Below are 8,356 nucleotides of genomic sequence, written 5' to 3' on the forward strand. Positions count from 1 at the left end.
CTTTCGACGCGGTCGAACTGAAGCTGGGCGCGGTCGTGCCTGGCCAGAACAGCCGCGGTGATCTCAGCCGCCTTGGCCTTGGCGGCGTCGCAGTTCTTTTGCGGGTAGGTGGCTTTCAAAGCCTCTTCGAGTTCGCCGCCATGGTTCTTGGCGATTTCGACATGGCGCTCCTCATGGCGCTTGATGTCGGCCGACAGCGTATCCCAGAACAGCCTGACATCGGCATCGGCCTTGCGCGGCCGGCGCCACTCGGGAAGGATCACCTTCACCTTGACGGTCACCACCGCGTCGGCAATCCGGCAGGAACTCGGTGTCTGCGCATAGCTGATACGGGTGGTGAAGGCCATTTGCGTAGCGCCCGGGTGCCGCGTGCCGGTGCTTTTCACCTCCGGCCCGCGTTTGGAGAGTTGTGCCTCGATGTCGTCGAGGGTGCTGCCGCCAATGGCGAAATAGCTGTACGTCTTGACGAGATTGGCCGCCGCCGCCGGGTGCGACGTTATGGCGAGCAGCAGCGCGCAAGCCAAGGATTGTTTCACGCCCAAGGACTGTTTTTTCATGCCAAGCATGGATCGTTTCATCATGTTGCCTCTTCGACCACCTTGCTTTACGGCCGTTGCCGGCGCAATGAAATTGATCCGCCAGGGATCACACATGATTGATGAACTCCATGGTCGATGAGCAATGACGGCCAGGCGATGGCAGTTGGCGCATGGACGCCATCTCGACCTCGGCGGCAAGGCCGTGGTCGTCGGCATCCTCAATGTCACGCCCGACAGCTTTTCCGACGGCGGCCAGTTCGACGCCCCTGAAAAGGCGTTGGCCCAGGCGCGCCGCATGATCGGGGAAGGGGCACTGGTTGTCGATGTCGGGGGAGAATCGACGCGCCCAGGTGCTGCCGCGGTATCGGCCAGCCAGGAACAGGCCCGCATCCTGCCGGTGATCGAAGCGCTGGCGGGCGTGAACGAGGTGCTGATTTCGGTCGATACCTATCGCGCCGACACGGCGCGGCTGGCGGTCGCCGCCGGCGCGCATATCGTCAACGATGTCTGGGGTTTGCAGCGCGAGCCCGATATTGCTCGTGTCGCCGCCGATACCGGTGCCGGGCTTGTCATCATGCATACCGGGCGGGATCGCCAGAAGCTGCCGGACGCGATTGCCGATCAGTTGGCATTCCTGCGAAGGTCGCTGGAAATCGCCCGCCAGAACGGCATCGCCGATGATCACATCGTGCTCGATCCCGGTTTCGGATTCGCCAAGGAGACGGCGGAGGAAAATCTCGACCTGATGGCACGCTTTTCGGAATTGCATGCACTCGGCCTGCCGCTGATGGCCGGCACGTCGCGAAAACGCTTCATCGGCACGGTCACCGGCCGTGATGCCGCCGACAGAGGGGTCGGAACAGCGGCGACCAGCGTCATTTTGAGGCTCCAGGGCGCCGATCTGTTTCGCGTCCACGATGTCGCATTCAACGTGGACGCATTGGCGCTCGCCGATGCTATGCTGGCGCGTCAAACCGACCGGGCGAGAAACTGATCGATGTATGTCATCCGCATGAAGAACTGCGCTTTCTTTGCCCGGCACGGCGTGCTGGACGAGGAGGAACGGCTCGGCCAGCGCTTCTATGTCGATGCCGTTCTGACCGTTGACCCAGGCCGGGCGCTTGCCGAAGATTCGATCGAGGATACAGTCCACTACGGCGTTGCATTCAGCGTCATTGAAAAGATCATCACCGGGCAGCGCCGATTTCTGATCGAGTCGCTGGCGCTCGAAGTGGCCCGTGCGCTGACGGCGCGTTTTCCGCAGATAAAGAAAGCCGAGATCACGGTGCGCAAGCCGAACGCACCAGTGCCCGGCGTGCTCGATTATGTCGAGGTGACCGTTGTCTGGCCCGAATAGTACCGTTTACCTCAGCCTTGGCGGCAATCTTGGCGATCCGGCGAAATCCATGAGCGCGGCGCTGCGCATGCTGGATGCCGACGCGGATACGCGTGTCACCGGCGTCTCCTCGCTTTATCGCACACCGCCCTGGGGCAAGCTCGATCAGCCGGATTTTCTCAATGCGGCCGCCCAAATTTCCACCGTGCTTGCACCGCGTGCCCTGCTCGACCTCTGCCTCGATGCGGAGCGCAAGCTGAAGCGGGTGCGCGAGGAGCGGTGGGGGCCGCGGCTGATCGACATCGACATTCTGGTGTTCGGCGACCGCGTCATCCACGAGACCGGGCTGGAGGTGCCGCATCCGCGCATGCTGGAGCGCGCCTTCGTGCTGGCGCCGCTGGCCGAGATCGCGCCCGGCCTGGTTGTCAGCGGTCGCAGCATCACCGATCGCCTGGTCGCCGTCGATACCTCAGGCATCGAGCGATTGTCGTCCGGCCGGGATTGGTGGCTGGCCTAGGTGCGTTGATATTCAGGTGATACCGGCCTGCAAACGGCGCAGCGAGGCCTCTAACCCGAGAAGCCGCCACCATCCAGGAACGTCTGCTCCTGCGAGGTGGTTTCGCGGCCAAGCATCTTGTTTCGATGCGGAAAACGGCCGAATTGCTCAATGATATCACGATGTTCGACAGCATACTTCAGATAGGGCTCGGCTCTGGCCTGCGTCAGCTCGACCGAAATATCCTGGTCGGCCAGTAGCTCCGAATGCTCATAAGGCAGGTAGAGGAAAACGCGGAGTTCTTCCTCGAGTGCCAGGTCATGACCAGCCGCGATCGCCTTCTCTGCGAAATATCTGGCGAGCGGATCGGTCGCGTACATATGGCCGGTGCCGCGAAAGCAGTTCCGCGGAAACTGGTCGAGCAGGATCATCAGCGCCAGCGCGCCTTCGGCATGTTCCAGCCAGTCGTCGCATTCACGCCGCGCGGCGGCGTAGTGCAGGTCGAGAAAGCGGTCGCGGAACTCGGCATCGAATGCTTCGTTCTTCTCGAACCAGGCATCCTCGCCGGCATCGCGCCAGAATTTGGTGACCGACAGGGCTCTGCTGTCCAATTCCATACCTAATTCCTTGCTCAATCGGCGGGTTCGGACTTGTGCAGCACACCCGCGGTCTCTTCGTTGAGTGCCTGACCAGGCCGGCGCGGCGTCGAGAGCGGTGTCGGAATCGGCGTGCCGATATTGCCTCTCAGGAAGCGCTGTCCGGCGCGAATGCCTTCGGCGAGCTGGGTTTCGAAGCGGTCGGTGTCGCGGCGCCTGACATCTTCGATCGTTTCAGCCACGTCTTCGGGATCGACGCCCAGAGATTCCAGGGCCGAGCCGCCGAAAACAAGTGCGGATTCGAAGGTTTCGCGCAGTTGGTAGTCGACGCCGGCACGTATGAGCTGCAGCGCCGTTCCACGGTCGAATGCGCGGGCCAGCACGGTGAGCAGTGGGAATTCGGCCTTGATCAGCTGGGCGATGCGAACAGCCACATCGGCCTTGTCGACGCAGATCAGCACGGCGCGCGCCCGGCCGGCACCGGCGGCATGCAGGATGTCCAGCCGCGTGCCGTCGCCATAGTAGACCTTGAAGCCGAAATCGGCCGCCGCCTGGATCATTTCGACGTCATTGTCGATGATCGAGACGTCGATGCCGCGCAGCAGCAGCGGCTGGCTGGCGATCTGGCCGAAGCGGCCGAAGCCGATGATCAGCACGCTGCCGGTCAGGCCATCGGCGACGTCGACGCCGTCGAGCGACTGCTCGTCGCGCGGCGTCAGATAGCGCAAGGCGATGATGGCCAGCGGCGTCAGCACCATGGAGATGATGACGATCGCCGTCAGCGTCGCATTGGCGTTGCCGTCGATGATACCGACCGCCGCGGCCGCCGAATAAAGGACAAAGGCGAACTCACCGCCTTGCGCCATGAAGACCGCGCGCTCAAGCGCCTCGCGGTGGCTGGTTTTCAGGATACGGGCGACGATGTAGATGCCGAATGCCTTCATCACCATGTAGGCGACGACATAGATGGCAATCAGCCGCCAGTTCGCCGCGACCACATGCAGGTCGAGCGACATGCCCACCGCGAGAAAGAACAGACCGAGCAGGATGCCGCGGAACGGTTCGATATCGGCTTCAAGCTGATGGCGGAAGGTCGATTCGGACAAAAGCACACCGGCCAGGAAGGCGCCCATCGCCATCGACAGGCCGCTGAGCTGCATGGCAAGCGCGGATCCGAGAACGACCAGAAGTGCCGCCGCCGTCATCACCTCGCGGGCACGGGCATCCGCCAGGATGCGGAAGAACGGATTGAGCAGATAACGGCCGGCCACAACCAGGCCGACGATCGCGGCGAGGCCGATGCCGACCTCGGTCAGCCGCTCCGATAGGCTGGTGTCGGCACCGCCGGGCGCCAGAAACGCGATCAGGGCCAGCAGCGGCACGATGGCAAGATCCTCGAGCAGCAGGACCGATACGATGCGCTGACCTTTCGGCGCGGCGATTTCGCCGCGTTCCTCGAGAAGCTGCATGACGATCGCTGTCGAGGTCAGCACGAAGCCGGCGCCGGCGACGAAGGATTGCGCGATTGGAAACCCTCCAGCCATGCCGACCCCGGTCAGCAGGAGCGCGCAGACGCCGACCTGCAACGCACCGAGGCCAAAGATCTCGCGGCGCAGGCCCCAGAGCCGCGATGGCTGCATTTCCAGCCCGATGATGAACAGGAACATCACCACGCCGAGTTCGGCGACATGAAGAATGGCTTCCGATTCGGAAAAGACGCCGAGGCCGAACGGGCCGATCACCACGCCGGCAGCCAGATAGCCGAGGATCGAGCCGAGGCCCATGCGCTTGAAGATGGGAACGGCGACGACACCGGCAGCAAGCAGCGCCACCACCTGAACCAGATCACTGCCCGATGCTTCCGCCGCCATGCATCTTGTCCCTGTGTCTTGCAGCACTCCTTGCATGCAGTTGGAGCGGGAGGCAAGGCGAGAAATCTGCCGGAAAGGGTAGGGTGCCGTTGCAGTGATTGACTTGGTGGAACAACGGTCCCCGCTTGCCTGCCGGACGTTCGGCATCTATATTGCGTATATGTTTGACCATTCGTCCCGGCCGTCCTCGCCGCCACATATCCCGATGGATGCGCTCAGCGAAGTTCTGCAAGACTTTCGCTTGAGTGGTGTCAACTATGGCCGCTGCGAACTCCGGCACCCATGGAGCATAGACTTTCCGCAACAACAGCTGCTTCGGTTTCACTTTGTCGGCCAGGGCCCATGCTGGATTCATACTGAATCGCAAGGCTGGCAGGAGCTGCGCGATGGCGATCTGGTGCTGCTGCCGCAAGGCATCGCCCATCGGCTGGCGAGCGCGCCGGACGTTGCAGGGGGCTCGCTCGAAGGTTGCCAGGTGATCAAGTTGGGGGGCAACGTCTGCGAAGTGGTACGGCAAGGAACGGGCGCGACGAGCACCCTTTTCTGCGGCTCCATGGCCTTGGACTCCTATGCGCTCAACCCATTGATCACGTTGATGCCGCCTGTCATCAAGGGTTGCGACGTGGCCGGCAATGACCCGGTCGTCGGTCCTTTGCTGGCGGCCATGACGGTGGAGGCCTCGCAGCCGCAGATGGGCAGCGCCACGATTCTGTCGCGTATGGCCGACTTGCTGACGGCCCGGCTCATACGCTGCTGGGTCAATTGCAACGGAGCCTCGACCACCGGTTGGCTCGCAGCCATCCGCGACCCCCATATAGGCCGCGCTTTGGCGGCCATGCACCGCGACCCCGGCCACAACTGGACGCTGGGAAGCCTGGCCGGCGTGGCAGGCCAATCGCGCTCGATTTTCGCCGAGCGTTTCAGTGCGGTATTGGGGGAGGGTGCCGCACACTATCTCGCCCGCCTGCGCATGCAGCTTGCCCGCGAATTGCTGGGCCAAAACGGCTTGTCGGTTGCCGAAGTCGCTACCCGTTTGGGCTATGATTCGGAGGCATCCTTCGCGCGCGCGTTCAAGCGCATCACCAATGTCTCGCCGGGCGTTGTGCGTCGCACAATTCCCGGACGAATGGATATGAATTTCGGATTCTAAGATACATATCATCCGAGCGGACTCGCCTATTTAAGACCTCCAAACTTTGGAGATCTTTCCGTGACTGACACAACATTACAGCTTGAAGACGCCGCGACTGGCCTTGATGCCGATGCACCAGCCGCGTGGAGCGCAGCCACCTGGTTCGCGGTGATTTCATTGGCGGCCACCAGCTTTGCCTTGGTGTCGGCCGAATTCCTGCCCGCAGGTCTGCTGACGCCAATGGCACGTGATCTCGGCATCAGCGAGGGGACGGCCGGACAGGTCGTCACCGCCACCGCTTCCGTCGGCGCCGTGACGGCCATGTTGAGCAATGTTCTCATCGGCCGCTTGAACCGCAAGGCGGTGCTGGTTGGTCTCAGTGCTCTTGCGGTCGGTTCCAATGTCCTGGCGGCGCTGGCGACCGATTTCTGGCTGTTGTTGTTGGGCCGGGCCGGGCTGGGCATCGCTCTCAGTGCTTTCTGGGCACTTTCGGTCGCCGTCGTGGCGAGGCTTGTTGGCGCCAGCGCGACGGGGCGGGGCATGGCGATCGTCACCCTGGGCGTCTCGCTCGCAACCATTGCCGCACCGTCGATGGGCGCGTTGATCAGTGACTGGATAGGGTGGCGCAGTGCCATGGCCATGACGGCGGGGCTGGCCGCGCTTGCCATGCTGCTGCAGTTTCTCAGCCTGCCGACCTTGCCCGCAACGGCAAGCAACAGCCTTGCAGATGTATTTCGGCTGACCCGGCGGCGCGGCATCCAACTCGGCATGCTGGCTATCCTTTTGCTGATGACGGGGCATTTTGCCGGCTCGGTCTATGTGCGTCCCTTCCTCGAACAGGTGACACTCCTTACAACCGGACCGATTGCCTTGGCTCTGCTCGGGTTTGGCATCGCTGCCGTGATCGGTAATATTGCCGGCGGCCGCATGGCCGACACCAACATCCACATGGCCCTCGCAGTCACCGCGGCGTTGATGGCGGTTGCGGCACTTACTTTGGTGCTTTGGGGCTCGCATATCGGCGTTGCCTTCGGCTTCGTTACGCTGTGGGGTTTCGCCTTTGGCATGGCGCCGGTGGTGCTGCCGACCAATATGTCGCGCGCGGCGCCTGATGCGCTGGAGGCAGCGGGCAGCCTGATGGTCACCTCTTTCCAAATTGCCATCACCATCGGCGCGGTTGTCGGCGGCTATGTCGTGGACACCTATGGCGCGACTGGGCCTTTGACTCTGACTGCTATCCTTGCCGCATCGACCGCTGTCTTGGCGCTGCTGCAGCCTCGCAGCTGAACTTTGCAGCCGCCGATACAGTAGCCTCAAATCCTGCCGCCAGCGATGTTGCAGGCGCGATACACAAGTTGAGGCCGGGAACACGTTGCATCTTGCCGCAATCGAAGGCTAAGGACGCTCGGCTTCGGCCATTGGAGGGTGATCGACGATCAAGTCGCGCCCTTTTTGAGGAGATGACTGACATGAAGAAGTTTTTGTTTGTTGCCGTCGGCCTGGCGGTGCTTGCCGGTTCGGCTTGCTCGAAGGCGCCTGAGTGCACGGCGGAGATCGCGACCAAGAAGGCGCAGGACATGGCTGCAGCACTTCAGGAGGCGATCACCAAGGACCCGGCCAAGGCGGCTGATCTGACCGCCAAGGTCCAGGCGGTGACAACCAAGTATCAGGGCGCCACGACATTGGCCGACGCCTGCAAGGCCTATGACGAAGTGACGGCCGCGATCAAGGGCTGACACCCTGATTTGAGATCAAGGCCTAAGCGCCTGATTCGATGGGCTCAAGTGAGAGGGCGGTGACCGTTGGGTCGCCGCCTTTTTCCTTGGTTTTTTCAGTTCGGCGCGATGGAGCCGACTTCGACCGCGTCGACCCGCTTCAGGCTCATGCCGATCACCGGCACCAATTGGTCGTTGACGCGCACGGCGATAGTCACCGTCATCGAATTGTCGTCAGGGATGCGAGCCTGCATGACGCCGCGCAGCTGGTTGCGGTTGATGGTGAAGACCACCTTGCGGGGATCGACGACGTTGCCGCCGATGATGTCGAGGCCGGAACCGGTCGCGCCACCCATGAAGCTGCCCTTGTAGCCCTCGCGGCCCTTGCGCTCGATTTTGGCCGACATTGGCTGGGTGAACACACCGACCCGGCAGCCGCCGTCGAGCGACATGCCGACCTTGCCGTCGGGCGTCGAGCCGGTGAAGCTGCAGTTGAACTTGGTGCCCTTGTACTTGCCGGCGACGATTTCGCCGGGACCGATCCACTTGCCTTCGGCAGACTGGAAGAACTGCTTGTCCGGCTCCGCCGCAGAGGCCACTCCGGCAATGCCGACGACTGTCGTAATCACCGTTGCCAGGGACAGGACGCTGGATAGAATTACGCTTTTCAT

The 8,356-nt window shown here is 62.6% G+C and carries 10 protein-coding genes; 6 read left to right on the forward strand and 4 right to left on the reverse strand.

Annotated elements, in window-relative coordinates; translation table 11 throughout:
• Positions 1–578, reverse strand: a 578-nt coding sequence (locus EN932_RS22225) for a DUF922 domain-containing protein (protein ID WP_128369069.1), incomplete at its 3' end; no start/stop codon positions are given.
• A 103-nt stretch (positions 579–681) separates the two neighbouring features.
• Here EN932_RS22225 and folP point away from each other — a divergent pair.
• The 3 genes from folP to folK are packed head-to-tail and all read left to right on the forward strand — an operon-like array spanning position 682 to position 2,392.
• Entirely contained in the window at positions 682–1,533 is an 852-nt protein-coding gene (gene folP / locus EN932_RS22230; protein ID WP_063167918.1) for a dihydropteroate synthase, read from the forward strand.
• Between the two features lie 3 nt (positions 1,534–1,536).
• Complete coding sequence (gene folB, locus EN932_RS22235; RefSeq protein ID WP_013531873.1) at positions 1,537–1,896, forward strand: dihydroneopterin aldolase; 360 nt, start codon at positions 1,537–1,539, stop codon at positions 1,894–1,896.
• Positions 1,880–2,392 carry a 2-amino-4-hydroxy-6-hydroxymethyldihydropteridine diphosphokinase gene (gene folK, locus EN932_RS22240; RefSeq protein ID WP_128369070.1) on the forward strand — a complete coding sequence of 171 codons (513 nt, stop codon included), beginning with the start codon at positions 1,880–1,882 and terminating at the stop codon, positions 2,390–2,392. Before folB ends, folK begins: the two co-directional genes overlap by 17 nt.
• A gap of 50 nt (positions 2,393–2,442) precedes the next feature.
• Here the strand turns inward: folK and EN932_RS22245 are convergent, their stop codons facing one another.
• Positions 2,443–2,988 (reverse strand): DUF924 family protein, encoded by a 546-nt coding sequence (locus tag EN932_RS22245; RefSeq protein ID WP_064995823.1) that lies wholly within the window; start codon positions 2,986–2,988, stop codon positions 2,443–2,445.
• Positions 2,989–3,002: 14 nt separating this feature from the next.
• The gene (locus EN932_RS22250; protein WP_013531870.1) at positions 3,003–4,838 is read right to left on the reverse strand and encodes a monovalent cation:proton antiporter-2 (CPA2) family protein; all 1,836 of its coding nucleotides are present in this window, start codon (positions 4,836–4,838) and stop codon (positions 3,003–3,005) included.
• Between the two features lie 160 nt (positions 4,839–4,998).
• Here EN932_RS22250 and EN932_RS22255 point away from each other — a divergent pair, with 160 nt between their 5' ends.
• From EN932_RS22255 to EN932_RS22265, 3 genes are all read left to right on the forward strand, one after another.
• Complete coding sequence (locus EN932_RS22255; RefSeq protein ID WP_063170228.1) at positions 4,999–5,988, forward strand: AraC family transcriptional regulator; 990 nt, start codon at positions 4,999–5,001, stop codon at positions 5,986–5,988.
• A gap of 60 nt (positions 5,989–6,048) precedes the next feature.
• Positions 6,049–7,257, forward strand: coding sequence for an MFS transporter (locus tag EN932_RS22260; protein ID WP_013531868.1), 1,209 nt, complete (start codon positions 6,049–6,051; stop codon positions 7,255–7,257).
• 182 nt (positions 7,258–7,439) lie between these two features.
• A complete protein-coding gene (locus EN932_RS22265; protein WP_013531867.1) occupies positions 7,440–7,706 on the forward strand; it encodes a hypothetical protein in 267 nt (88 codons plus the stop codon).
• A 95-nt stretch (positions 7,707–7,801) separates the two neighbouring features.
• Here the strand turns inward: EN932_RS22265 and EN932_RS22270 are convergent.
• On the reverse strand, positions 7,802–8,356 hold a 555-nt coding region (locus tag EN932_RS22270), incomplete at its 5' end, for a hypothetical protein (RefSeq protein WP_013531866.1).

The organism is Mesorhizobium sp. M7A.F.Ca.US.002.01.1.1 (assembly GCF_004022955.1).
GTDB lineage: Bacteria > Pseudomonadota > Alphaproteobacteria > Rhizobiales > Rhizobiaceae > Mesorhizobium > Mesorhizobium ciceri.